This is a genomic window from Klebsiella sp. M041 (assembly GCF_059759695.1).
Genome location: NZ_JCAXWU010000010.1, coordinates 94,866 through 116,877, shown reverse-complemented (window position 1 = coordinate 116,877; position 22,012 = coordinate 94,866). Strand labels below are relative to the sequence as shown.

Annotated in this window: 23 protein-coding genes; 12 read left to right on the top strand and 11 right to left on the bottom strand. The window is 58.0% G+C overall.

What is annotated here, in order from left to right; genetic code table 11:
* Window positions 1-19 precede the first annotated feature (19 nt).
* Complete coding sequence (locus AC6CWS_RS14955; protein ID WP_065881157.1) at window positions 20-967, bottom strand: AEC family transporter; 948 nt, start codon at window positions 965-967, stop codon at window positions 20-22.
* Between the two features lie 416 nt (window positions 968-1,383).
* On the opposite strand from AC6CWS_RS14955, the gene AC6CWS_RS14950 reads away from it, so the two are divergent.
* Window positions 1,384-2,718, top strand: coding sequence for a 2-hydroxycarboxylate transporter family protein (locus AC6CWS_RS14950; RefSeq protein ID WP_049013980.1), 1,335 nt, complete (start codon window positions 1,384-1,386; stop codon window positions 2,716-2,718).
* A 63-nt stretch (window positions 2,719-2,781) separates the two neighbouring features.
* Here AC6CWS_RS14950 and pyk read toward each other — a convergent pair whose 3' ends face one another.
* Both pyk and AC6CWS_RS14940 read right to left on the bottom strand, forming a co-directional pair.
* Window positions 2,782-4,224 (bottom strand): pyruvate kinase, encoded by a 1,443-nt coding sequence (gene pyk, locus AC6CWS_RS14945; RefSeq protein WP_002911440.1) that lies wholly within the window; start codon window positions 4,222-4,224, stop codon window positions 2,782-2,784.
* 125 nt (window positions 4,225-4,349) lie between these two features.
* Window positions 4,350-5,255: a MurR/RpiR family transcriptional regulator gene (locus tag AC6CWS_RS14940; RefSeq protein ID WP_072096624.1), complete on the bottom strand. Its 906-nt coding sequence runs from the start codon at window positions 5,253-5,255 to the stop codon at window positions 4,350-4,352.
* A gap of 159 nt (window positions 5,256-5,414) precedes the next feature.
* Here AC6CWS_RS14940 and AC6CWS_RS14935 point away from each other — a divergent pair, with 159 nt between their 5' ends.
* From AC6CWS_RS14935 to AC6CWS_RS14920, 4 genes are all read left to right on the top strand, one after another.
* Window positions 5,415-5,564 carry a hypothetical protein gene (locus AC6CWS_RS14935; protein ID WP_032453387.1) on the top strand — a complete coding sequence of 50 codons (150 nt, stop codon included), beginning with the start codon at window positions 5,415-5,417 and terminating at the stop codon, window positions 5,562-5,564.
* Window positions 5,565-5,574: 10 nt separating this feature from the next.
* Window positions 5,575-7,050 carry a glucose-6-phosphate dehydrogenase gene (gene zwf / locus AC6CWS_RS14930; RefSeq protein ID WP_044523979.1) on the top strand — a complete coding sequence of 492 codons (1,476 nt, stop codon included), beginning with the start codon at window positions 5,575-5,577 and terminating at the stop codon, window positions 7,048-7,050.
* 222 nt (window positions 7,051-7,272) lie between these two features.
* Window positions 7,273-9,084, top strand: coding sequence for a phosphogluconate dehydratase (gene edd / locus AC6CWS_RS14925; RefSeq protein WP_023290242.1), 1,812 nt, complete (start codon window positions 7,273-7,275; stop codon window positions 9,082-9,084).
* 38 nt (window positions 9,085-9,122) lie between these two features.
* Window positions 9,123-9,764: a bifunctional 4-hydroxy-2-oxoglutarate aldolase/2-dehydro-3-deoxy-phosphogluconate aldolase gene (locus AC6CWS_RS14920; protein WP_002911423.1), complete on the top strand. Its 642-nt coding sequence runs from the start codon at window positions 9,123-9,125 to the stop codon at window positions 9,762-9,764.
* A gap of 56 nt (window positions 9,765-9,820) precedes the next feature.
* On the opposite strand, the gene purT is transcribed toward AC6CWS_RS14920, so the two are convergent.
* Window positions 9,821-10,999 carry a formate-dependent phosphoribosylglycinamide formyltransferase gene (gene purT / locus AC6CWS_RS14915; protein WP_032453377.1) on the bottom strand — a complete coding sequence of 393 codons (1,179 nt, stop codon included), beginning with the start codon at window positions 10,997-10,999 and terminating at the stop codon, window positions 9,821-9,823.
* Window positions 11,000-11,134: 135 nt separating this feature from the next.
* On the opposite strand from purT, the gene AC6CWS_RS14910 reads away from it, so the two are divergent.
* From AC6CWS_RS14910 to ptrB, 3 genes are all read left to right on the top strand, one after another.
* Window positions 11,135-11,482: a YebG family protein gene (locus tag AC6CWS_RS14910; RefSeq protein WP_065881159.1), complete on the top strand. Its 348-nt coding sequence runs from the start codon at window positions 11,135-11,137 to the stop codon at window positions 11,480-11,482.
* 233 nt (window positions 11,483-11,715) lie between these two features.
* Window positions 11,716-12,375, top strand: a complete 660-nt coding sequence (locus tag AC6CWS_RS14905) for a tellurite resistance TerB family protein (RefSeq protein ID WP_065881161.1) — start codon at window positions 11,716-11,718, stop codon at window positions 12,373-12,375.
* A 120-nt stretch (window positions 12,376-12,495) separates the two neighbouring features.
* Window positions 12,496-14,556 carry an oligopeptidase B gene (gene ptrB, locus AC6CWS_RS14900; protein WP_065881164.1) on the top strand — a complete coding sequence of 687 codons (2,061 nt, stop codon included), beginning with the start codon at window positions 12,496-12,498 and terminating at the stop codon, window positions 14,554-14,556.
* Window positions 14,557-14,559: 3 nt separating this feature from the next.
* Here the strand turns inward: ptrB and exoX are convergent, their stop codons facing one another.
* Window positions 14,560-15,219, bottom strand: coding sequence for an exodeoxyribonuclease X (gene exoX, locus AC6CWS_RS14895; protein ID WP_023290237.1), 660 nt, complete (start codon window positions 15,217-15,219; stop codon window positions 14,560-14,562).
* Window positions 15,220-15,297: 78 nt separating this feature from the next.
* On the bottom strand, window positions 15,298-15,528 hold the full coding sequence (locus AC6CWS_RS14890) for a DNA polymerase III subunit theta (protein WP_002911406.1): 231 nt from the start codon (window positions 15,526-15,528) through the stop codon (window positions 15,298-15,300).
* A 112-nt stretch (window positions 15,529-15,640) separates the two neighbouring features.
* Between AC6CWS_RS14890 and yobA the strand changes: the two genes are divergently transcribed.
* Genes yobA through AC6CWS_RS14875 form a run of 3 tightly spaced genes read left to right on the top strand, consistent with a single transcriptional unit; the run spans window position 15,641 to window position 17,243 of the window.
* Window positions 15,641-16,015 (top strand): CopC domain-containing protein YobA, encoded by a 375-nt coding sequence (gene yobA, locus AC6CWS_RS14885; RefSeq protein ID WP_032453372.1) that lies wholly within the window; start codon window positions 15,641-15,643, stop codon window positions 16,013-16,015.
* A gap of 3 nt (window positions 16,016-16,018) precedes the next feature.
* Complete coding sequence (gene copD, locus AC6CWS_RS14880; protein WP_048297809.1) at window positions 16,019-16,888, top strand: copper homeostasis membrane protein CopD; 870 nt, start codon at window positions 16,019-16,021, stop codon at window positions 16,886-16,888.
* Between the two features lie 16 nt (window positions 16,889-16,904).
* On the top strand, window positions 16,905-17,243 hold the full coding sequence (locus AC6CWS_RS14875; RefSeq protein ID WP_002911404.1) for a YebY family protein: 339 nt from the start codon (window positions 16,905-16,907) through the stop codon (window positions 17,241-17,243).
* 639 nt (window positions 17,244-17,882) lie between these two features.
* Here the strand turns inward: AC6CWS_RS14875 and AC6CWS_RS14870 are convergent.
* Both AC6CWS_RS14870 and AC6CWS_RS14865 read right to left on the bottom strand, forming a co-directional pair.
* Window positions 17,883-18,026 carry an Ecr family regulatory small membrane protein gene (locus AC6CWS_RS14870; protein ID WP_032425946.1) on the bottom strand — a complete coding sequence of 48 codons (144 nt, stop codon included), beginning with the start codon at window positions 18,024-18,026 and terminating at the stop codon, window positions 17,883-17,885.
* Window positions 18,027-18,126: 100 nt separating this feature from the next.
* On the bottom strand, window positions 18,127-19,095 hold the full coding sequence (locus AC6CWS_RS14865; RefSeq protein ID WP_072413392.1) for a VirK/YbjX family protein: 969 nt from the start codon (window positions 19,093-19,095) through the stop codon (window positions 18,127-18,129).
* Between the two features lie 156 nt (window positions 19,096-19,251).
* Here AC6CWS_RS14865 and pphA point away from each other — a divergent pair, with 156 nt between their 5' ends.
* Window positions 19,252-19,905: a protein-serine/threonine phosphatase gene (gene pphA, locus AC6CWS_RS14860; protein WP_023290232.1), complete on the top strand. Its 654-nt coding sequence runs from the start codon at window positions 19,252-19,254 to the stop codon at window positions 19,903-19,905.
* Here the strand turns inward: pphA and AC6CWS_RS14855 are convergent.
* From AC6CWS_RS14855 to rsmF, 3 genes are all read right to left on the bottom strand, one after another.
* The gene (locus AC6CWS_RS14855) at window positions 19,902-20,093 is read right to left on the bottom strand and encodes a YdfD/YebW family protein (protein WP_002911395.1); all 192 of its coding nucleotides are present in this window, start codon (window positions 20,091-20,093) and stop codon (window positions 19,902-19,904) included. The two genes, pphA and AC6CWS_RS14855, sit on opposite strands and share 4 nt — an antisense overlap.
* 97 nt (window positions 20,094-20,190) lie before the next feature.
* Window positions 20,191-20,430 carry a YebV family protein gene (locus AC6CWS_RS14850; protein ID WP_002911393.1) on the bottom strand — a complete coding sequence of 80 codons (240 nt, stop codon included), beginning with the start codon at window positions 20,428-20,430 and terminating at the stop codon, window positions 20,191-20,193.
* A 115-nt stretch (window positions 20,431-20,545) separates the two neighbouring features.
* Complete coding sequence (gene rsmF / locus AC6CWS_RS14845) at window positions 20,546-21,976, bottom strand: 16S rRNA (cytosine(1407)-C(5))-methyltransferase RsmF (protein WP_065881171.1); 1,431 nt, start codon at window positions 21,974-21,976, stop codon at window positions 20,546-20,548.
* Window positions 21,977-22,012 lie beyond the last annotated feature (36 nt).

The window sequence follows — 22,012 nt, the reverse complement described above, 5'->3', positions numbered from 1 at the left end:
TGGTGTTTTATTTCTGTGATTACGAAATGAGATAAATCATGACGCCTTCGGTGACCACGCCGATGGCGGTGCCCAGCAAAATAGAAGATGAGGCGGGTTCAATATAGGTATCGCTGCGCAGGGCAAACATCCCCGCCGCGATAGCGGAAGGCGTGGCGCCAATGATAATAACCTGTTGCATCAGGGAATGACTGAGCCCAAAGGCCAGCCCGGCCAGCGCCATCATGGCCGGCTGGATCAGGTTTTTAATACTAATGTTGGTGCAGGTTTGAATATTGACTGTCGGACGTTCACCGTAAAACAGCAGCCCAAGGGCGAACAGTGACAGACCGCCGGCGATTTTACCCACCATTTCGACGGGGACGCTGAGCAGAGGTGGTAGCTGGATCCCGGCCAGGCTGAGCAGCACCCCGGAAATGGGGATCCAGACAATGGGATTTCGCACGGCGTTAAGTAGGTTTTGCAGGATCAACTGCTTGGCGTGGAGCTGGGGAGCCTCAGCGTCTCCGGGCTGGTCTCCCATGCGGATCAGGATGATGGTCAGAGGGATCATCAACACGCTGGTCACCAGGTTTCCGATAAGCACCCCGAGAAAGCCCTCCGGACCTATCAGCACCGCCAGCACGGGGGCGCCAAAGTAGGCCATATCGGGGAAGGCGCAAACCAGCGACTGAATCGCGCTGGTTTTAATATCATGACGAAAAACGTAGCGCGAGATCAATAGCGTAAGAAAATACGACCCCATCAGACCAATAACCAGCACCGCCATAAAGGTGAAGTTTTTTATTTTATCCGGGCTGGTATGTAATGCGCCGATAAAAAGATGAAAAGGAAGGGCAAAGCGGATAACCACCGTGGCAAGAACGGCGGCGTCCTCACGGCGGGTATAGCCGAGTTTACCGCTAAGCCATCCGAGCAGCATGATAAATACCAACGGGAAAAGAGATTGCAAGAGCAGTGAAGGCATAAAATGTCCTGACATATATTATCGGGTTGTTGTGCTGCCAATCTAACGATCCCCTAATATTTAAAAGGTGATAGCCATCACAGTCATCTGGCTTTAAATAATTTCGCCTTGGCTACTTTACTTACAAATAGAGAAAAGATTATTAAATCATAGCGTTGTATTAACAGAGTTCATTATTTTAGCTGGCGATAACTTTAGCTTCGCGATAATAAATTAAATTACTTAAAATAAACTTTATGGCTCAGTCACAAAGCCGGCAGCGTTAATACGGTTGTCGTTTTTAGTTTTAAAGTCCTGTGCTACCGTTTCAGTGTATTTAGTTGATACGGCGTTTAGTGCTTTTTAGTTCATAGTGCTGCGCGATTTTAATATTGCATCCTGACCCTACGTGACCTCCTTATTATTCAGGTAAAAATATGAAAAATAATTCACTCAACCACCCGATAGATAAAACGTTGCCGAACGGGCAAGCGACTCGACTTTTCGCCAATATCGAAGTCGGCGCCGTGCCGTTAACGCTGTTTATAGGTATCGCCGCGATAGTGGCGCTTTCCGCTGGCGCGGGGTTGTTGCCAAAAAACATGATTGGCGGACTGGCGGTCATCATGACCCTGGGGTTCGCACTGGCGAAAATTGGCCGCATGGTGCCGGTGTTAAAAGATATTGGCGGTCCGGCGATTTTGTGTCTGATGACGCCCTCAGTGCTGGTCTACTTTGGCGTATTTGAAGCGCATACGCTCGATACCGTGCATTTGCTGATGAAGGAGGCCAATCTCCTCTATTTCGTCATCGCCTGCCTGGTGGTCGGCAGTATCCTTGGCATGAACCGCACGATTCTGATCCAGGGGATGGTGCGCATGTTTGTCCCGTTGGTGGTCGGAACCGGCGCGGCAATCGTAACCGGCCTGCTGGTGGGCAGCTTATTCGGCTACAGTATGTATCACACCTTCTTCTTTATCATTGTGCCGATTATCGGTGGCGGCATCGGCGAAGGGATCCTGCCGTTGTCGCTGGCTTATTCGGCGATCCTCGGACAGGCGCCAGATGTCTACGTGGCTCAACTGGCGCCGGCGGCGGTGGTGGGTAACATCTTCGCCATTATCTGCGCCGGCTTTCTGGCCCGCATGGGCGCTCGTCGCCCGGCGCTGTCCGGCAACGGGATGCTGATCCGCAGCCATGAAGATAATAGCGTCTTTGCGCAGAATCAGAGTACGCAGCCCACCGATTTTCAGCTCATGGGCGCCGGGTTGCTGATGATTTGCGCCTTTTTCATCATCGGCGGTCTGCTGGAGAAGGTGGTGCATATTCCGGGGCCGGTTCTGATGATTCTGGCGGCGGTATTCTGCAAATATACAAAAGTTATCCCGGCGGCGATGGAGCTGGGGGCGCACAGTTGCTACAAGTTCGTCTCCGCCGCGCTGGTGTGGCCGCTGATGATCGGCCTGGGCATGCTGTATGTACCGCTGGAGAGCGTGGTCTCGGTCTTCTCCGTTGGCTACGTCGTGGTGTGCGGCTCCATTGTCATTGCCATGGCGCTGAGCGGGTTCTTTATCGCTTCACGTCTTAATATGTATCCTGTGGAAGCCGCCATCGTTACCAGCTGCCACAGCGGGCTGGGCGGAACGGGGGATGTCGCCATTCTCTCGGCCTCAAACCGCATGGGATTGATGCCGTTTGCACAGATTGCGACGCGTATCGGTGGGGCGTCGACGGTGATCGCTGCGACGCTATTGCTGAGCTGGATGGTGTAGCCTGCCGGGCGTTGGGCAAAAAAATACCTGCCAGCCGTAGCGCTGGCAGGTAGAGACCGAGGCTTACTCGACGGTGAGGATACGCGTGGTGTTGGTGCTGCCGATGGTGCTCATCACGTCACCTTGGGTAACGACCACCAGATCGCCGGAGACCAGGTAGCCTTTGTCCCGCAGCAGATTGACGGCATCGTGCGCAGCGGCCACCCCGTCATTCTGGCTGTCGAAGAACACCGGCGTCACCCCGCGGTAGAGGGCGGTCAGGTTCAGGGTGCGCTCGTGGCGGGACAGGGCGAAAATCGGCAGACCGGAGCTGATGCGCGAGGTCATCAGCGCGGTACGGCCCGATTCGGTCATGGTGATGATGGCCGTGATGCCTTTCAGGTGGTTGGCGGCATACATCGCCGACATGGCAATCGCTTCTTCCACGTTGTCGAACTGGACGTCCAGACGGTGTTTGGAGACGTTGAGGCTCGGGATTTTTTCGGCGCCCAGACAGACGCGCGCCATCGCGGCCACGGTTTCCGACGGGTACTGACCGGCAGCGGTTTCCGCGGAGAGCATCACCGCATCGGTACCATCCAGCACGGCGTTGGCCACGTCCATGACTTCCGCACGGGTCGGCATCGGGTTGGTGATCATCGACTCCATCATCTGGGTGGCGGTGATGACGGAACGGTTCAGCTGACGCGCACGACGAATCAGCGCTTTCTGGATGCCCACCAGCTCCGGATCGCCGATTTCGACGCCGAGGTCACCGCGGGCAACCATCACCACATCGGAGGCGAGGATCACGTCGTCCATGGCGTCCTGGTCGCAGACGGCTTCCGCACGCTCGACTTTGGCGACGATTTTCGCATCGCAACCGGCATCGCGCGCCAGGCGACGGGCGTAGTTCAGGTCTTCGCCGCAGCGCGGGAAGGAGACGGCGAGATAGTCGACGCCGATTTTAGCGGCGGTGACGATATCGGCCTTGTCTTTGTCAGTCAGCGCTTCGGCAGACAGGCCGCCCCCCAGCTTGTTAATCCCTTTGTTGTTGGACAACGGGCCGCCGACGGTCACTTCGGTGAACACTTTCATCCCCTGAACTTCGAGGACTTTCAGCTGCACGCGACCATCGTCGAGCAGCAGGATATCGCCAGGCACGACGTCCGCCGGCAGGCCTTTATAGTCGATTCCGACTTTCTCTTTGTCGCCTTCGCCTTTGCCGAGGTTGGCGTCGAGCAGGAATTTGTCGCCGACGTTGAGGAAAATTTTGCCTTCTTTAAAGGTCGATACGCGAATTTTTGGTCCCTGGAGGTCGCCGAGGATGGCTACGTGACGGCCCAGTTTTGCCGCAATCTCACGCACTTTATCGGCACGGAGCTGATGATCTTCCGGGGTGCCGTGAGAGAAATTCATACGCACTACGTTTGCGCCCGCGGCGATAACTTTTTCCAGGTTGTTATCGCGGTCAGTTGCCGGGCCTAAGGTAGTAACGATTTTGGTTCTGCGAAGCCTTCTGGACATGTAATACTCCGTTGACTGATACAACTTTGGTGTTGCGTGAACATGGATTCGGTAGCGCCAGCCTGCAACGTCGCACAGCCGGATCGTTATCGAAGGTGTAATGGGGTACTGCTTGTTATCAACTTTTATTGATTATCACTGGGTACGAACGGTTCTTTATCAAAACGCGATTCCTTCAGCGCTTCCTTGACCCTCTTCAAGTTATCTCTGAATTTTGCTCCCCGGCGCAGGGTAAAGCCAGTCGCCAGCACGTCAATGACGGTCAACTGGGCCAGACGCGAGACCATTGGCATATAGATGTCGGTATCTTCCGGCACATCCAGGGTAATGGCCAGCGTGGCTTCCCGGGCCAGCGGCGAGCCGGGGGAGGTAAGGGCGATCACCATGGCATCGTTTTCACGGGCCAGCTGCGCCAGCTCCACCAGGCTCTTGGTCCTGCCGGTATGCGAGATAATCACCACCACATCATCGTCATCGCAATTCATACAGCTCATGCGTTGCAGGACAATGTCGTCGGAATAGATGACCGGCACGTTAAAGCGGAAAAATTTGTTCATCGCGTCATGAGCGACCGCCGCCGAAGAGCCCAGGCCGAAAAAGGCGATTTTTTTGGCCTGAGTCAGGAGATCCACCGCGCGATTCACTGCCGACATGTCGAGAGAATGATGGACCTGATCTAAACTCGCCATGGCCGATTCAAATATTTTTCCCGTGTATGACTCAACGCTGTCGTCTTCATCAACATTGCGGTTAACATAGAGTGTGCCGTGCGCAAGGCTCTGGGCGAGATGCAGTTTGAAATCAGGAAAGCCGCGGGTTTCGAGACTGCGGCAAAAGCGATTGACGGTCGGTTCGCTCACCCCGGCCTCAAGGGCGAGGGCGGCGATGCTCGAATGAATGGCCTGCGCAGGGGTGGCAAGGATCACTTCCGCCACTTTGCGTTCAGATTTGCTAAGGTGTTCCAGTCGGGACTGGATTTTTTCCAGCATGTTCATTAGTAACAGGGCGCTCATCAATGGAAACGATTTCATTAATGGGTGAAATCATCGGGCGTTTTAGCAAGAATATACCCCTCCGCAAGCGCAAGCGGTGAGGAATGACGGGAAAAAATGTTGTTTTTTTTCATTACATGATCAGAGTCGTATTTTACTGACCTGAAACAGGTACAAACAACGAACAATATCAGCCAGATGCCCAAATCATCGCCGAATGTTTTCACCCTGTGCGGTTTTCCCGCCGCAAACGGAGGGGAAGGCTTTCGGGAAATACGTAAACACAGTACAGTGCAGTGTAAGAAAATTACAAATATAGCCTGGCAAAAGCACCAGACTATCAACTGAGGAGAATGACATGGCGGTAACGCAAACGGCCCAGGCATGCGACCTGGTCATTTTCGGCGCGAAGGGCGACCTGGCGCGGCGTAAATTGTTGCCTTCCCTGTATCAGCTTGAAAAGGCGGGCCAGATCCACGCCGACACCCGGATCATTGGCGTCGGCCGTGCCGACTGGGATAAAGCGGCTTACACCAAAGTGGTGCGCGAAGCGCTGGAAACCTTCATGAAGGAAAAAATTGATGAAGGTTTGTGGGATTCCCTGAGCGGACGCCTGGAGTTCTGTAATCTTGACGTCAATGACACCAGCGGATTCAGCCGCCTGGGCGACATGCTGGACCAAAAGAATCGCGTCACCATCAACTATTTCGCCATGCCGCCGAGCACCTTTGGCGCCATCTGTAAAGGTCTGGGCGAAGCGAAGCTCAATGCCAAGCCTGCGCGCGTGGTCATGGAAAAACCGCTGGGCACCTCGCTGGAAACCTCGCGGGAAATCAACGATCAGGTCGGCGAGTTTTTTGAAGAGTGCCAGGTCTACCGTATCGACCACTACCTCGGAAAAGAGACGGTCCTCAACCTGCTGGCGCTGCGCTTTGCCAACTCCCTGTTCGTCAATAACTGGGACTGCCGTACCATCGATCATGTGGAAATCACCGTCGCGGAAGAGGTAGGCATTGAAGGGCGCTGGGGGTACTTCGACCAGGCCGGACAGATGCGCGACATGATCCAGAACCACCTGCTGCAGATCCTGTGCATGATTGCCATGTCGCCGCCGTCCGATCTCAGCGCCGACAGCATCCGTGATGAAAAGGTCAAGGTGCTGAAATCCCTGCGCCGTATTGACCGCTCCAATGTGCGCGAGAAAACCGTTCGCGGCCAGTACACCGCCGGCTTTGCCCAGGGCAAAAAAGTGCCAGGCTACCTCGAAGAAGAGGGGGCGAACAAAACCAGCAACACCGAAACCTTCGTGGCGATCCGCGTTGATATCGATAACTGGCGCTGGGCTGGCGTACCGTTCTATCTGCGCACTGGCAAACGTCTGCCGACCAAATGTTCCGAAGTGGTGGTTTATTTCAAAACGCCGGAGCTGAACCTGTTTAAAGAGACCTGGCAGGAGCTGCCGCAGAACAAGCTGACCATTCGTCTGCAGCCGGACGAAGGGGTGGATATCCAGGTCCTGAACAAAGTGCCGGGCCTCGACCACAAGCATAACCTGCAGATCACCAAGCTGGATCTGAGCTACTCCGAAACCTTCAACCAGACGCATCTGGCCGATGCCTATGAACGTCTGCTGCTGGAGACCATGCGCGGTATCCAGGCGCTGTTCGTCCGCCGTGATGAAGTGGAAGAGGCGTGGAAGTGGGTGGACTCCATCACCGAAGCCTGGGCAGCCGACCGCGATGCGCCGAAACCGTATCAGGCCGGGACCTGGGGACCCGTGGCCTCGGTGGCCATGATCACCCGCGATGGTCGCTCGTGGAACGAGTTCGAGTAAGTTCGCGGTCTTATCCGTCAGGGGTATTTTACCGGTAACATGATCTGACGCAGAAAGTCGCACGCTTTTTAATCTTTTAAGCCCCGTGAGGATTCACCCACGGGGCTTTTTTTATTACACTGCCTGCAGACATTTTGCCCCTGAGCGCTGGTGTTGGTGGCTTCGGGCACCAAAACACGTCATCTCGCAGCGGCCGGACAGATAAAATTTTGAGGAGCCTTTATGAATTCGACAATGTTACGGGTAACAAATCGCATTATCGAACGGTCGCGTGATACCCGCGCGGCTTACCTCGCAAGGATTAACCAGGCCAAAACCGACACCGTGCATCGTGCGCAACTGGCCTGCGGCAATCTGGCTCACGGTTTCGCGGCCTGTCAGGCCGACGACAAAGCCTCCCTGAAAAGCATGTTGCGCAACAACATCGCCATCATCACCTCCTATAACGATATGTTGTCCGCGCATCAGCCCTACGAACACTACCCGGATATCATTCGCAAAGCGCTGCACAGCGCCAATGCGGTCGGCCAGGTGGCCGGCGGCGTGCCGGCGATGTGCGACGGCGTGACCCAGGGACAGGACGGCATGGAGCTCTCTCTCCTGAGTCGCGAAGTGATCGCCATGTCCGCGGCCATCGGCCTGTCGCATAACATGTTCGATGGCGCGCTGTATCTCGGCGTGTGCGATAAAATTGTGCCCGGACTGACCATGGCGGCGCTCTCATTCGGCCACCTGCCGTCGGTCTTTATTCCCTCCGGTCCGATGGCCAGCGGCCTGCCTAATAAAGAGAAGGTTCGCATTCGCCAGCTGTACGCAGAGGGCAAAGTTGACCGCATGGCGCTGCTGGAGTCCGAAGCCGCTTCTTACCACGCTCCGGGGACCTGTACGTTCTACGGTACGGCGAACACCAACCAGATGGTGGTGGAGTTTATGGGCATGCAGCTGCCGGGATCGTCCTTCGTCCATCCGGATGCCCCGCTGCGGGAAGCGCTGACCGCCGCCGCCGCGCGCCAGGTCACCCGCATGACCGGCAATGGCAACGAGTGGATGCCGTTGGGCAAAATGTTTGACGAAAAAGTGGTGGTTAACGGCATTGTGGCGCTGCTGGCGACCGGCGGTTCCACCAACCACACCATGCACCTGGTGGCGATGGCCCGCGCGGCGGGCATCATCATTAACTGGGATGATTTCTCCGACCTGTCAGACGTGGTGCCGCTGCTGGCGCGCCTCTACCCCAACGGCCCGGCGGATATCAACCATTTCCAGGCGGCGGGCGGCGTTCCGGTTCTGGTGCGCGAGCTGCTGAAAGGCGGCCTGCTGCATGAGGACGTTCACACCGTCGCCGGCTTCGGCCTGTCGCGCTACACCCTCGAGCCGTGGCTCAACAACGGCGAGCTGGACTGGCGGGAAGGCGCGACGGCGCCGCTTGACGATCAGGTCATCGCGACTTTCGAGAAACCGTTCTCCCGTCACGGCGGCACCAAGGTGCTGAGCGGTAACCTCGGCCGTGCGGTCATGAAAACCTCGGCAGTCCCGGTAGAGAACCAGGTGATCGAAGCGCCGGCGGTGGTGTTCGAGAGCCAGCACGACGTGTTGCCGGCATTTGAAGCGGGTCTGCTGGACAAAGACTGCGTGGTGGTGGTCCGCCATCAGGGGCCAAAAGCGAACGGGATGCCAGAATTACATAAACTTATGCCGCCACTTGGTGTATTATTGGACCGCCGTTTCAAAATAGCGCTGGTGACCGATGGCCGACTCTCTGGCGCCTCCGGTAAAGTCCCGTCAGCCATCCATGTCACGCCTGAAGCCTATGATGGTGGGTTGCTGGCGAAAGTGCGCGATGGCGATCTTATTCGCGTGAACGGGCAGACGGGGGAACTGACGCTGCTGGTGGACGATGCCGAACTGGCGGCGCGTCAGCCGCATATCCCTGACCTCAGCGCGTCGCGCGTAGGAACCGGTCGGGAGATGTTTGGGGCGCTGCGTGAGAAGCTCTCTGGCGCGGAGCAGGGCGCAACCTGCATCACTTTTTAAGACGATTTAATTTCTAGATCTGGCGAGAGAAAATCCTGATGAAAAACTGGAAAACAACAGCAGAAGCAATCCTCACCTCCGGTCCGGTTGTCCCGGTTATCGTAGTGAAAAAGCTGGAACACGCGGTACCGATGGCGAAAGCGCTGGTCGCGGGCGGCGTGCGCGTCCTGGAAGTGACTCTGCGCACCGAGTGCGCCCTGGAGGCGATCCGCGCGATTGCTAAAGAAGTGCCGGACGCGATTGTCGGCGCGGGCACAGTTACCAACGTCGAGCAGCTGAAAGCGGTAACAGAAGCCGGCGCGCAGTTCGCTATCAGCCCGGGACTGACCGAATCTCTGCTGAAAGCGGCGACCGAAGACGGCACTATTCCGCTGATCCCGGGGATCAGCACCGTCTCCGAGCTGATGCTGGGCATGCAGTACGGTCTGAAAGAGTTTAAATTCTTCCCGGCGGAAGCCAACGGCGGCGTGAAAGCGCTGCAGGCGATTGCTGGTCCGTTCGGTCACATTCGTTTCTGCCCGACCGGCGGTATCTCCCCAGCCAACTACCGTGATTACCTGGCGCTGAACAGCGTGCTGTGCATCGGTGGATCCTGGCTGGTGCCGGCCGACGCCCTGGAAGCTGGCGACTACGATCGCATCACCACCCTGGCGCGTGAAGCGGTGGAAGGCGCGAAGTAAACCGCGCCTCAAGGTCAACAACCCGGTCAGCGGCAACGCGACCGGGTTTTTTGTTTTTACCCTTCGACGATAACCGCCGCGGCGGCGGTTTTAGCCCGCGCTACGGCCTCTTCCACTGAATCGGCGACGGCGAGGGTCACCCCCAGACGACGAGTGCCGTCAATCTCCGGCTTGCCGAACAGACGCAGCTGCAGGCCCGCTCCGACGGCCGACTGCAGCTGGCCGAAGCTGACGTTCTGGCTGGTCAGCTGCGGAAGGATCACCGCGGAAGCGGCTGGGCCATACTGGCGGATGGCGCCGACGGGCAGCCCAAGAAAGGCGCGAACGTGCAGGGCGAACTCCGAGAGATCCTGCGAAATAAGCGTCACCATTCCGGTGTCGTGCGGGCGCGGGGAGACTTCGCTGAAGATCACCTCGTCGCCGCAAACGAACAGCTCCACGCCGAACAGGCCATGCCCCCCCAGCGCCAGCACCACCTTACGGGCAATATCCTGTGCGCGCTCAAGGGCCAGGTCGCTCATCTGCTGCGGCTGCCAGGATTCACGATAATCGCCATCTTCCTGACGATGGCCGACCGGGGCGCAGAAATGCACGCCATCGACGGCGCTGACGGTGAGCAGGGTGATTTCAAAGTCGAAATTCACCACCCCTTCGACGATCACCCGCCCGGCGCCGGCGCGGCCGCCCTGCTGGGCGTAGCGCCAGGCTTCGCTGAGCTGGTCAGCCGAGCGGATGAAGCTCTGGCCTTTGCCGGAGGAGCTCATCACCGGTTTAACGATGCACGGCAAGCCGATCTCCGCGACCGCCGCGCGGAAGGCGTCTTCACTGTCGGCGAAACGGTAGCTGGAGGTGGGGAGCTGCAGCTCTTCTGCCGCCAGACGGCGAATGCCTTCGCGGTTCATGGTGAGCTTCGCTGCCCGCGCCGTGGGGACCACTTTCTGCCCGGCCTGCTCCAGTTCGACCAGGGTATCGGTGGCGATAGCTTCGATCTCCGGCACGATGTAATCAGGTTTTTCCTGTTCGATCAGCGCGCGCAGGCTCTCGCCGTGCAGCATATTGATGACGTGGGCGCGGTGGGCGACCTGCATCGCCGGGGCATCGGGGTAGCGGTCGACGGCGATAGTTTCAATGCCCAGGCGCTGACATTCAATGGCGACTTCTTTACCCAGCTCGCCGGAGCCTAACAGCATAACTTTGGTGGCTGCCGGGCGCAGCGCGGTGCCTAATACAGTCATAACTCTCTTCCGCAGTAAAAAAAGATGCGGTCGATTATAAACGAAAACGTTTGCGTCTGTCTTTACGCGCGTGAGTTGAGTCCGGAAGGGAAATTTGCTATACTGTATAAAAATACAGTATTGAGAGGCTGCAGCATGGCGGTTGAAATTAAATATGTGGTGATCCGCGAAGGTGAGGAAAAAATGTCTTTTGCCAGCAAAAAAGAGGCCGACGCTTACGACAAAATGCTCGATCTGGCAGAGGTGCTGAATGACTGGCTGGTAGCATCGCCGCTGGAAATGGACGATGCCCAGCGCGATACCATGGCGATGTGGCTGGCGGAGCGTAAAGAGGCGCTGCAGCATATCCTGCGCGCCGGCAAACTGCCGGAGCAGGATGCGACTGCGCACGATGCGCCCGCGCCGTCAACGGACGCAGAGGCTTCCCCGGCGGAAGATACCGCCGCGCCGGCTGCCAAAACGCGGAAAGCCAAAGCGGCCTGATGGCTGGCTGGCTGGCTGGCTGGCTGGCTGGCTGGCTGGCTGGCTGGCTGGCTGGCTGGTCGGTTGGTCGGTTGGTCGGTTGGTCGGTTGGTCGGCTGGTCGGCTGGTCGGCTGGTCGGCTGAACCCGGTACCGCCGCCGCGCGCACCTTTGCGCATCTTTAGCCATATCTAACATTTCCTGACATCGCGTCGTTTAGGCTGATAACAGTGTTTGTCACCTGAGAGGAAAACCATGGCTAACTGGCTAAATCAACTGCAGTCGCTGCTCGGACAGCAGGGCGCGTCGCCGTCCGGCGAATCGTCAAAAGGAAGCGCCCTGCTGCCCGGCGCCATCGGCGGACTGGCAGGGCTGTTGGTGGCCAGCAAATCGTCACGCAAGCTGCTGGCGAAATATGGCACCAGCGCGCTGCTGGCTGGCGGTGGGGCAGTGGCGGGTACCGTGTTGTGGAACAAGTATCAGCAGAAAATGCGCGCTCAGAACACGCCCGCCCCGACACCAGAGACGGCTGCGGCGCCGGCGGATGTCGATCCGCGCAGCGTGCGGCTGATCACCGCCCTGGTGTTTGCCGCCAAAAGCGATGGGCATATCGACGATCACGAGCGGGCGAGGATTGAAACCCAGCTTCGGGAGGCCAATATTGACGTTCAGGCCCGGGTGCTGATTGACCAGGCGCTGGCTCAGCCGCTGGATCCGCAGCGTCTCGCCGAGGGCATCGTTGACCCGCAGGAGGCGCTGGAGATCTACTACGTCAGCTGCGCGGTGATCGATATCGACCACTTTATGGAGCGCAGTTATCTCAACGCCCTGGGTGAGGCCCTGGCGTTGCCAAAAGATGTCCGGGCCGACATCGAACAGGATATCCAGTCACAAAAACAGGCGCTAAGCGTTTAAATTATCACGTTTCGCTTGCATCGCCCGCGTCTTTTGCCACCCTTATAGACACGTCATCATTCAGGCGCCACCCTGCGGCCTGAATGCTCTTGTGTCACGAAAAAGCAGCAGAAGAATAACATGCCACCTAAAGCCAAACGGATCCCTCACGCCATGACCTTGCATGGCGATACACGCATCGATAACTATTACTGGCTGCGCGACGATGAACGCGCGCGGCCTGATGTGCTGGAATATCTGCACGCGGAAAACGCCTACGGCAAGCAAGTGATGGATTCGCAGCTCAGCCTGCAGGAGCGTCTGCTGAAAGAGATTATCGACCGCATTCCGCAGCGGGAAGTCTCGGCCCCCTACAGCAAAAACGGCTTTCGCTATCGTCAGGTGTACGAGCCGGGCTGCGAATACGCTATCTACCAGCGCCAGTCAGTGCTGAAAGAGGAGTGGGACGAGTGGGAGATCCTGCTCGACGGCAACCAGCGGGCGGCGAAAAGCGAGTTTTACACCCTGGGCGGGCTGGGCATTGCGCCCAACAACCAGCTGATGGCGGTGGCGGAAGATTATCTCTCCCGCCGCCAGTACGGCCTGCGCTTTTGCGACCTCAGCAACGGCGAGTGGTATCCGGAGACCCTGGAAAATGTCACCTCCGGCTTTGCCTGGAGCAACGATTCACGCTTTGTGTGGTATGTGCGTAAACATCCCACCACGCTGCTTCCTTATCAGGTCTGGCGCCACACCGTCGGGACGCCGGCGCAGAGCGACGCGCTGGTCTATGAGGAAAAAGATGAGACCTTCTACGTCAGCGTGCATAAAACCACATCCCAGCAGTTCGTGGTGATCTATCTCTCCAGCGCCACCACCAGCGAAGTGCTGCTGCTCAACGCCGAATTGCCAGACGCCGAGCCGGTCTGCTTCCTGCCGCGGCGTAAAGATCATGAATACAGCCTCGATCACTATCAGCACGCTTTTTATCTGCGATCCAACCGGGAGGGGAAGAATTTTGGCCTCTACCGTACCGTACTGCGCGATGAAGAGCAGTGGACCACGCTGATCCCGCCGCGTCACGACGTAATGCTCGAAGGATTTACCCTGTTTACCGACTGGCTGGTCGTCGAGGAGCGTCAGCGCGGCCTGACCAGTTTGCGGCAGATTAACCGCAGGACCCGGGAGGTAGTAGGGATCGCCTTTGACGATCCGGCCTATGTCACCTGGCTTGCCTATAACCCGGAGCCTGAAACGTCGCGCCTGCGCTACGGCTACTCCTCGATGACCACGCCCGACACCCTGTTTGAGCTGGATATGGATACCGGCGAACGACGGGTGATCAAGCAGCAGGAGGTGAAGGGGCTGGACACCCGCTGCTATCAGAGCGAGCACCTGTGGGTAACCGCCCGCGATGGCGTCGAAGTCCCGGTCTCTCTGGTCTACCATCGCGACCATTTTCGTAAAGGGAGCAATCCGCTGCTGGTCTATGGCTATGGCTCGTATGGCGACAGTATCGATGCCGATTTCAGCGCCAGCCGGCTGAGCCTGCTCAACCGGGGCTTTGTTTACGCCATCGCCCACGTCCGCGGCGGCGGGGAGCTGGGCCAGCAGTGGTATGAGGATGGAAAATTCCTGTGCAAGAAAAATACCTTCAACGACTATCTGGACGTCTGCGATGCGCTGCTGGCCCAGGGGTACGGCGACCCGCGGCTCTGCTATGGCATGGGCGGCAGCGCCGGCGGAATGCTGATGGGAGTGGCCGTTAACGAGCGTCCAGAGCTGTTCCACGGCGTAATAGCTCAGGTGCCGTTCGTCGACGTGGTGACCACCATGCTGGATGAGACCATTCCGCTGACGACCGGCGAATTTGAAGAGTGGGGGAACCCGCAGGATGAAACCTATTACCACTACATGAAAAGCTACAGCCCCTACGACGGCGTGAAGGCGCAGGCGTATCCGCATATGCTGGTGACCACCGGGCTGCACGATTCCCAGGTGCAATACTGGGAGCCGGCGAAGTGGGTGGCGAAACTGCGTGAACTGAAAACCGACGATAACCTGCTGCTGCTCTGCACCGATATGGACTCCGGCCATGGCGGAAAATCCGGGCGCTTTAAAAGCTATGAGGGAGTGGCGCTGGAGTACGCCTTTTTCATCGCCCTGGCGCAGGGGACACTGCCGGGGAAAGCGGCAGTGTAGGGGCTATTCCCCGAGGTAATGCTTAAGCGTGAGGCGCAGCTCGGGGCTCATGCGGTCGAGATTGTTGAATAACCAGCGCAGATAGCCTGGATCGTTTTCAGCAATCTCGGCGACGGCTTTACCGCGGTATTTGCCGAAGGTGAAGGTGGTGAGCAGCGCCGGCCGACCGGTGATATCGGCCATTTCGTCAGGCGTCCAGCCGGAAACGTTGATGATATCCAGCAGCAGCGCAGCGGTGATATAGCAGTCATACAGCGCCCGGTGGTGATGCAGCCCCGGCGGCGTGGCCACGTTCAGCTTACGTGATTTATAGAGCCCCATATTGCTGTATTTGATCCCCGGCCACAGCCGGCGGGCCAGCTTCATGGTACAGATCCACTCGCCATGCATCTCCGGTAACACCCGACGATCGAAGCTGGCGTTATGCGCGACATACCACGGGCTGCCATGATAGTGCGGAATAATCTCCTCAATCCACGGCTTATCGGCGACCATCTCTTCGGTAATTCGGTGGATAGCCATCGCCTGCGGGCTGATGGGGCGGTCAGGACGCACCAGATGACTCATGGGATTGGTGATCTGCCCGTCGACAATGTCGACCGAGGCGACTTCAACGATGCCCCCCTGCAGTCCGCAGGTTTCGGTATCAATGACGCGCAGCATGGCTCGCTCCAGAGCAAAACAATAAGCGTAAAGCAATTGGCCAGGCTTGCCAACCGACGGCGAGGGGGGAAGTAGGCATTATTTCTGTTTCGGCTCCCAGGGCAGGCGGGACAGCGAGACGGAGGCCAGCCGATGGGCGATCAGTCGTTCGCGGAACCAGTCGCGCAGATGGGCGGGCTGTTCACGCTCGACCAAATCAGCGACCACCGGCATATTATACCGCTCTTTAAAGGCGACGCCGGCGGCGGCGAGATCGACGTTGACTTTATCCATCTCATCTTGCGAAATTTTGGCCAGATTTCTTTCCATCATACACTCCACTCTGCTTGTAAACCCGGTCAGGGCCTGACGCCCGGCTCGACTCTGCCATTATACAGGGTTATTCTCTGTGCTACAGACATAACAAAAGGGAATGACGAATATGCGACTTCTTGCTGGACGCGCGATGCGCCTCTCCGTTGCGTTTGCCGGACTATTAACCGCGACGGGCGCGCTCGCCCACGCTCACCTGCAGCAGCAGATCCCCGCCGCCGGTGCGCAGCTGGCGGCTTCTCCGCAGACGCTGACGCTCAGTTTCTCCGAAGGCATTGAACCCGCGTTCAGCGGGGTGTCCGTCACCGGTCCGCAGCAGCATGCGGTGGCCACCGGCAAACTGACCCGCAGCGCCGACAACCCCACCCAGGTCACCGTGCCTGTGGCGGAAACCCTGCGGCCGGGAGAATACACTGTGGCATGGCATGTAGTTTCAGTGGATGGCCATAAAACCAAAGGGCAATACACCTTTAGCGTGAAGTAAGCGATGCTGACCGGGCTCTATATTACCCTGCGTTTTGGGCATTTTATCGCCCTGATGCTGGCTTTTGGCTGCGTGCTGTATGGCGCCTGGTGGGCGCCGGTGCCGCTGCGACGCGTACTGATGCTGCGCTTCTATCCGCTGTTGCGCCCGCTGCTGCTGATCGGCGCGCTCTCTACCCTGGCGCTGTATCTGCTGCAGGGGGGGATGATGGGCGAGGGCTGGGCGGATGTCTGGCAACCCGCCGTCTGGCAGGCGGTGGCGGGTACCCGCTTCGGCGGGGTGTGGATCTGGCAGATCCTGCTGGCGTGGATCGCCCTCGCCGTGGTGTGGATCCGTCCCCGCCACGGCGCTCGCCAGCTGGTGGCCCTGCTGGCGGCCCAGCTGCTGCTTTCCGCTGGGGTAGGGCATGCCGCCATGCATGATGGTTTACTCGGCGCCCTGCAGCGGACTAATCATGCTGTCCACCTCTTCTGCGTTGCCAGCTGGTTCGGCGGCCTGTTGCCCTTTATCTATTGCCTGCGCCTGGCGCAGGGGCGCTGGCGGCAGGCCGCGGTCTATACCATGGCGCGCTTTTCACGCTACGGGCATCTGGCCGTCGCCGGCACCCTTGCCAGCGGGGCGATCAATGCGCTGTTGATCCAGGGAGGATTGATTGGCGCATCGCCCTGGGGACGCCTGCTGTTGATCAAATGTGCGCTGGTGGCCGGGATGGTGGTAATTGCGTTAGTGAACAGGTATGTTCTGGTACCGCGCATGTCGGCAAGCGGTTCGCGGGCGGAAAGCCTGATCCTGCGAACCACGCAGGCCGAGATAGGGCTGGGCGCGCTGGCGCTGCTGGCCGTCAGCCTGTTTGCCACCTGGGAACCTTATTGAATTAACTGGCAAAATCATGAAAAAAATTGTTCTGACCATGTTGTTACTGGCAAGCTCCGGCGCTGCTCTGGCGGCGCCGCAAATTATCACCGTGAGCCGCTTTGAGGTAGGAAAGGAGAGCTGGGCGTTCAACCGTGAAGAGGTGATGTTGACCTGTCGTCCGGGCAATGCCCTCTACGCTATCAACCCGAGCACCCTGGTCCAGTATCCGCTCAATGAGGTGGCTGAGCAGCAGGTTAAAGCCGGCAAAACCACTGCCCAGCCGATCTCGGTGATCCAGATCGACGATCCGCAGCACCCTGGGCAAAAAATGAGCCTCGCGCCGTTTATCGAGCGCGCGCAGAAGCTCTGCTAGATTTTCGCGCTATCTCGCTGTAATGACATAAAAAAAACCGCCCTTGCCGGACAACGGCAGTGGCGGTTTTTTCGCTAACAGCGCCCTCTTTTCCAGGAATTATTCGGCCACATTGGCCGCAGACTGGAAAAGCTGACGCGTTAAACTATTCTTATAGTGCAAGGCGACTTAGCCTGCATTAATGCCAACTTTTAGCGCACGGCTCTCTCCCAAGAGCCATTTCCCTGGACCGAATACAGGAATCGTATTCGGTCTCTTTTTATCTTAATCTGTCTGCTTTCGCGATGACCAGCGACATCCTGTCAGTCAATCACCAGGCTGGTCTCTGGATGTCCCGTTATAGCACACCGTTTTTAGCATACACAATTCATTTACACACAAATTGCATCCTGCGGAAGAACGATATGAGGAAGGCGGAACCGTAAGCGAGGGGAGAGGAAAAGAAAAAACCTGCACCTAAACAGGCCCGGCGTGCAGGTTAACTGGCGGGCCAACATCGGAAGTCTGCTAGTATACCTATTTGTATGATAAATAGAATAAACAAAACCTTATTGATTTGGCAATTCATGCGATTAGTCGTCCGCGCCCCACTACGTGGCGGGAAATAATATTCAGAGGTGTAGTTTCGGGCAAACAGTATTATTCCGGAACGCTAAAGGTGGGAAATATCTGACTCTCCAGATAGCAGAGTAAAAGCCAAATTTCATCGCTGAAAATAAACCATATGCTGCCCAGCAGCACGACCGCCAGAATAATCAGCAGAAAAATTTCGGTTTTACTCATCATGCTAACGACTATCCAATGGCCTGCGGGACCATGATAGTAGCGAAATAAGAACATAATAAGCAAACGCCGCGTAACGGGGCGTCGCTGGTCGCGAAATTTACATGCCCGGCAGCGGCTGCGTCAATATTGCCACCTGCTCCGCCAGCTGATCCAGCAGCTGGAATCGACGCCGGTATTCGGCCCGTTTTTTACTGGCGATGCTCTCCAGCGGTTTTCTTTCCAGACGCAGCGGTAGCTGCCAGCGCCAGAGGCTTTCCGGCTTGCCGTCGATGGATTGCCAGAACTCGTCATAGCTGGCGTGGAAATGGCGCCCCTTGCTCAGGCGATAGCGCAGGGCGCGGAACACATGGCCGTTATCGCTGACGCCGTAAATCGCCGCGATATGGCTGCGAGCGGCCAGCAGCCAGATAAACTCCAGCAGCAGGCGCTTCGGGAACAGACCGTAGCAGGCGCGGGTCGCCTGCTTGATCACCTCATGAGAAACGTGGCGTCGCGGTCCCTGTAAACCGCCGATGACCAGCTGCCAGGCGTCGCCCTCCCGGGTCACGCTGAAGGTCGCGCTGGCCAGCAGGGTATGGTCGCTGTCGCGCAGCCATAGGGTGGTTTCACCCTCACGCTCGGCCTTCCCGGCCGAAGAGGCCGAGAGGGTAAACTGGCGTTCATCCTTTCCATTGAGCGTCAGCAACGGGACCTCGCACACCGCGGTCATGGCATGCGCCAGCCGCGACCCGCGCAGGGTATCGACATAGCGATAATGGCTTATGACCGCCATCGCCCGCTGCCAGGCGTTGAGATCGCGCGTCAGATATTGACGGTGCACTTTCCCCGGCAGCGTCGCCTGCGCCGTCAGCAGCTGGTTAAAATCGTCACGAGCGCTCAGCGCCTCCAGCATCGCTTTGGTAGGGCTATAAAATAACGCCGTGCGCAGCAGAAACTTAAAGCGGTAATTTTTCTGCCGCCAGATAGGTGCGGGTGTTAATCTGCCCATCACCAGATCGGCAATGAGATGCGAGCGCGGCGTAAGCACGCTGGATGAATGCAGGCTATTGTCTGTCACGATAAACACCTCGTTGTTATTTCCTGCTATTTTAAAGCGAGGCACTGATAAGCTTAATGCTCTGGCCGACTATATTTGCCGTTTGTTTAAAATCGATTGAGGTGTAAATAAAAAACAGCGGCTGTAAGCTGGAATTACCTATAATTACGGCAGAGAGGTAATTATATGTATCAGCGTATTAATGGCAGCGACTGGCGTAATATCTGGCTGATGGGCGATCTGCATGGCTGCTTTGCGCTGCTGATGGAGCGCCTGCGCCGGCTGCGCTTTGATCCCTGGGCCGATCTGCTGATCTCGGTTGGCGATCTGATCGATCGCGGGCCGCAAAGCGCTGACTGTCTCGGCCTGTTGCGCAGCCGCTGGTTCAGGGCCGTGCGCGGGAATCATGAGCAGATGGCGCTGGAGGCGCTGGAGAGCGGAGATATGACGCTCTGGCAGATGAACGGCGGCGACTGGTACGCCCGGAGCAACGTGCGGCAGCGGGCTGACGTCGATCGGCTGCTGGCGCGCTGTCAGCGGCTGCCGTTGATTATTGAAGTGGAGTGCGCAAAGGCGCGGCATGTGATCGCCCATGCCGATTATCCGGCGCCGGTCTATCGCTGGCAGCAGCCGGTGGATCCCCAGCGGGTCCTGTGGAGCCGCCATCGTCTGAGTGAACATCTGGCAGGGCGTCATGGCGCTATCGCCGGGGCTGACCATTTCTGGTTTGGCCATACGCCGCTTCGCGCGCGTTGTGACTACGACAATCAACACTATATTGACACCGGCGCCGTGTTCGGCGGCACGCTGACCCTGGTGGCGCTGCAGTCGGCAGGCTAAAAGTCACTGTATTCGCTGGCGGGTTGCCAGAAGCCGTCAATAAAATCTTCTATCGGGTAGCAGCCGCCGTGGCGGATCCGCTGATCTTCCATCGCCACCAGGCACTGCGTTTCCTCGCGGTAGACGTCAACCACAATGTCCTCGCAGCCGCCATCCAGATAGCAAATAAACAACACTAAGGCAAACATCCTGGCCTCATGTCCGGGGGCACATACTATTTAGTGTAGGGGATGACGGCGGGACGGGGAAATAAATAACCCGTCTCAGGCGACGGGTTCATTGGTGTCAGGCAAGGCGCATGACCCAGGCATCGGACTGGCGGTCGTAATGTTTACGGTAGAGGACGGAATGTTCACCATTGAGAATCGCGGGAACGCTGGTATCGGCATCCCAGGCGTCAAGCTGCATACATAAATCTGGATCGGATTTGCAGGGAATGCTTAACGTTCGCTCACCCTGATGTTCACCATGCAGTTCGGCATCGTCTATCTCAAACGCGCCGATGCGGACATTGGTTTTACTCATCGCTTCACCCCATTTTTCAGCTGAGTTGTGGTACGACCAGTTGCGGCCGTCATTTTTCAGCGTAGTCAATGGGGGGAAAACCGCCAGTCAAAAAGTGCGTATTTTTTGCGCGGTGTCACACCTTGCCGGCAAAAAGTTTCCCATCGCGTACCAGCTCGCGCGGATAACTGTTCTTCAGACGGGAGCCGACGCGCTTGGCCAGGCCCAGCGGCACGCCCTGGAAGGTCACAATGGCTTCGTCCTGCGCTGGCGGGGTTTGCGGATAGACGTCGCGTCCGCGATACCACGCTTCCGCCTCCTCCAGCGTCAGCTCGAAGGCGCGCTGCGGCGCGGCAAAGGCGATAACCGCCTCATGCTGCCAGCGATAACCCTTATTGTGCATCTCCGCCAGGCGCACGCCAATGCGCGAAAATCGCACCCGACCAAACAGAGGCTCCATAGACTGCGGAAACAGCCACAGCTCTTTATCTCGTTGCCACAGCGTGTGGCTCGCGTCCCATTCCAGGCCGACAGCGCGGGCGGCGGCGGTTGCCGCGGCGGCTTCCCGGCCCTTCAGCGGCACAAACGGGAATTTGCCGACCTTATAGCCCGGCGCCGGGAGCGGATCGATCGCCGCAGTCTTGCGCAGGCGAGCGACAAAGAAGCCTTCACAATCGTAGATCTGCGGGAAGACATGCAGAAATCCCTCCGCGGTTAAGGCATCGGCCGCGCCGGGAAACAGCGCTCCCAGCGGCTGGATCTCTACCGCCTGCGGGTAACGGGACAGCAGCCAGTGAATGACTGACTGATTTTCTTCGCGGTTCAGGGTGCAGGTCGAATAGACCAGCGTCCCGCCAGGGCGCAGGGCATGGAAAGCGCTGTCGATAAGCTCGCGCTGGGTGGCGGCGATGTCGAGGTTGCTCTCCGGCGACCAGTTTTTCAGCGCGTCGGCATCTTTGCGTACCACCCCTTCGCCGGAGCAGGGGGCATCAAGCAGAATGGCGTCGAAGGCTTCGGGCAATGCCGCGCCGAACACCCGGCCGTCGAAATGGGTCAGGCCGACGTTGCTGATGCCGCAGCGGCTGATGTTGGCATGCAGCACTTTCACCCGGCTGGCGGAGAACTCATTCGCCAGGATGCCGCCCGCATTGCCCATCCGGGCGGCGATCTGGGTGGTTTTCGACCCCGGGGCGGCGGCAACGTCCATGACCCGTTCAGGCTGCGGGTTGTCGGCGAACAGGGCGGCGACCGGCAGCATTGAGCTTGCTTCCTGAATATAGAACAGCCCGCTGAGGTGTTCGGCAGTGCTGCCCAGCGGCAGCGCATCGTCGTCCCGTTCGATCCAGAATCCCTCCTCACACCAGGGGACCGGCGTCAGCTGCCAGCCATAGGGCGCGACCAGAGAGAGGAAATCATCGACGCTAATTTTCAGCGTATTGACGCGAATACTACGGCGTAGCGGGCGCTGACAGGCGGCGATAAAGTCGTCGAAAGAGAGGTGCGCCGGCATCGCCGCGCGCATTTGAGCGAGAAACGCTTCAGGGAAATAGACAGTATTTTCGGCCACGGGCAGCGCACCACAGAAAAAAAGGGTGCGCAGTTT

Excerpts from the sequence above, each read along its gene's own strand:
- AC6CWS_RS14955 (WP_065881157.1), bottom strand. The coding sequence starts at position 967 with ATGCCTTCACTGCTCTTGCAATCTCTTTTCCCGTTGGTATTTATCATG.
- AC6CWS_RS14950 (WP_049013980.1), top strand. The coding sequence starts at position 1,384 with ATGAAAAATAATTCACTCAACCACCCGATAGATAAAACGTTGCCGAAC.
- pyk (WP_002911440.1), bottom strand. The coding sequence starts at position 4,224 with ATGTCCAGAAGGCTTCGCAGAACCAAAATCGTTACTACCTTAGGCCCG.
- AC6CWS_RS14940 (WP_072096624.1), bottom strand. The coding sequence starts at position 5,255 with ATGAAATCGTTTCCATTGATGAGCGCCCTGTTACTAATGAACATGCTG.
- AC6CWS_RS14935 (WP_032453387.1), top strand. The coding sequence starts at position 5,415 with ATGCCCAAATCATCGCCGAATGTTTTCACCCTGTGCGGTTTTCCCGCC.
- zwf (WP_044523979.1), top strand. The coding sequence starts at position 5,575 with ATGGCGGTAACGCAAACGGCCCAGGCATGCGACCTGGTCATTTTCGGC.
- edd (WP_023290242.1), top strand. The coding sequence starts at position 7,273 with ATGAATTCGACAATGTTACGGGTAACAAATCGCATTATCGAACGGTCG.
- AC6CWS_RS14920 (WP_002911423.1), top strand. The coding sequence starts at position 9,123 with ATGAAAAACTGGAAAACAACAGCAGAAGCAATCCTCACCTCCGGTCCG.
- purT (WP_032453377.1), bottom strand. The coding sequence starts at position 10,999 with ATGACTGTATTAGGCACCGCGCTGCGCCCGGCAGCCACCAAAGTTATG.
- AC6CWS_RS14910 (WP_065881159.1), top strand. The coding sequence starts at position 11,135 with ATGGCGGTTGAAATTAAATATGTGGTGATCCGCGAAGGTGAGGAAAAA.
- AC6CWS_RS14905 (WP_065881161.1), top strand. The coding sequence starts at position 11,716 with ATGGCTAACTGGCTAAATCAACTGCAGTCGCTGCTCGGACAGCAGGGC.
- ptrB (WP_065881164.1), top strand. The coding sequence starts at position 12,496 with ATGCCACCTAAAGCCAAACGGATCCCTCACGCCATGACCTTGCATGGC.
- exoX (WP_023290237.1), bottom strand. The coding sequence starts at position 15,219 with ATGCTGCGCGTCATTGATACCGAAACCTGCGGACTGCAGGGGGGCATC.
- AC6CWS_RS14890 (WP_002911406.1), bottom strand. The coding sequence starts at position 15,528 with ATGGAAAGAAATCTGGCCAAAATTTCGCAAGATGAGATGGATAAAGTC.
- yobA (WP_032453372.1), top strand. The coding sequence starts at position 15,641 with ATGCGACTTCTTGCTGGACGCGCGATGCGCCTCTCCGTTGCGTTTGCC.
- copD (WP_048297809.1), top strand. The coding sequence starts at position 16,019 with ATGCTGACCGGGCTCTATATTACCCTGCGTTTTGGGCATTTTATCGCC.
- AC6CWS_RS14875 (WP_002911404.1), top strand. The coding sequence starts at position 16,905 with ATGAAAAAAATTGTTCTGACCATGTTGTTACTGGCAAGCTCCGGCGCT.
- AC6CWS_RS14870 (WP_032425946.1), bottom strand. The coding sequence starts at position 18,026 with ATGAGTAAAACCGAAATTTTTCTGCTGATTATTCTGGCGGTCGTGCTG.
- pphA (WP_023290232.1), top strand. The coding sequence starts at position 19,252 with ATGTATCAGCGTATTAATGGCAGCGACTGGCGTAATATCTGGCTGATG.
- AC6CWS_RS14855 (WP_002911395.1), bottom strand. The coding sequence starts at position 20,093 with ATGTTTGCCTTAGTGTTGTTTATTTGCTATCTGGATGGCGGCTGCGAG.
- AC6CWS_RS14850 (WP_002911393.1), bottom strand. The coding sequence starts at position 20,430 with ATGAGTAAAACCAATGTCCGCATCGGCGCGTTTGAGATAGACGATGCC.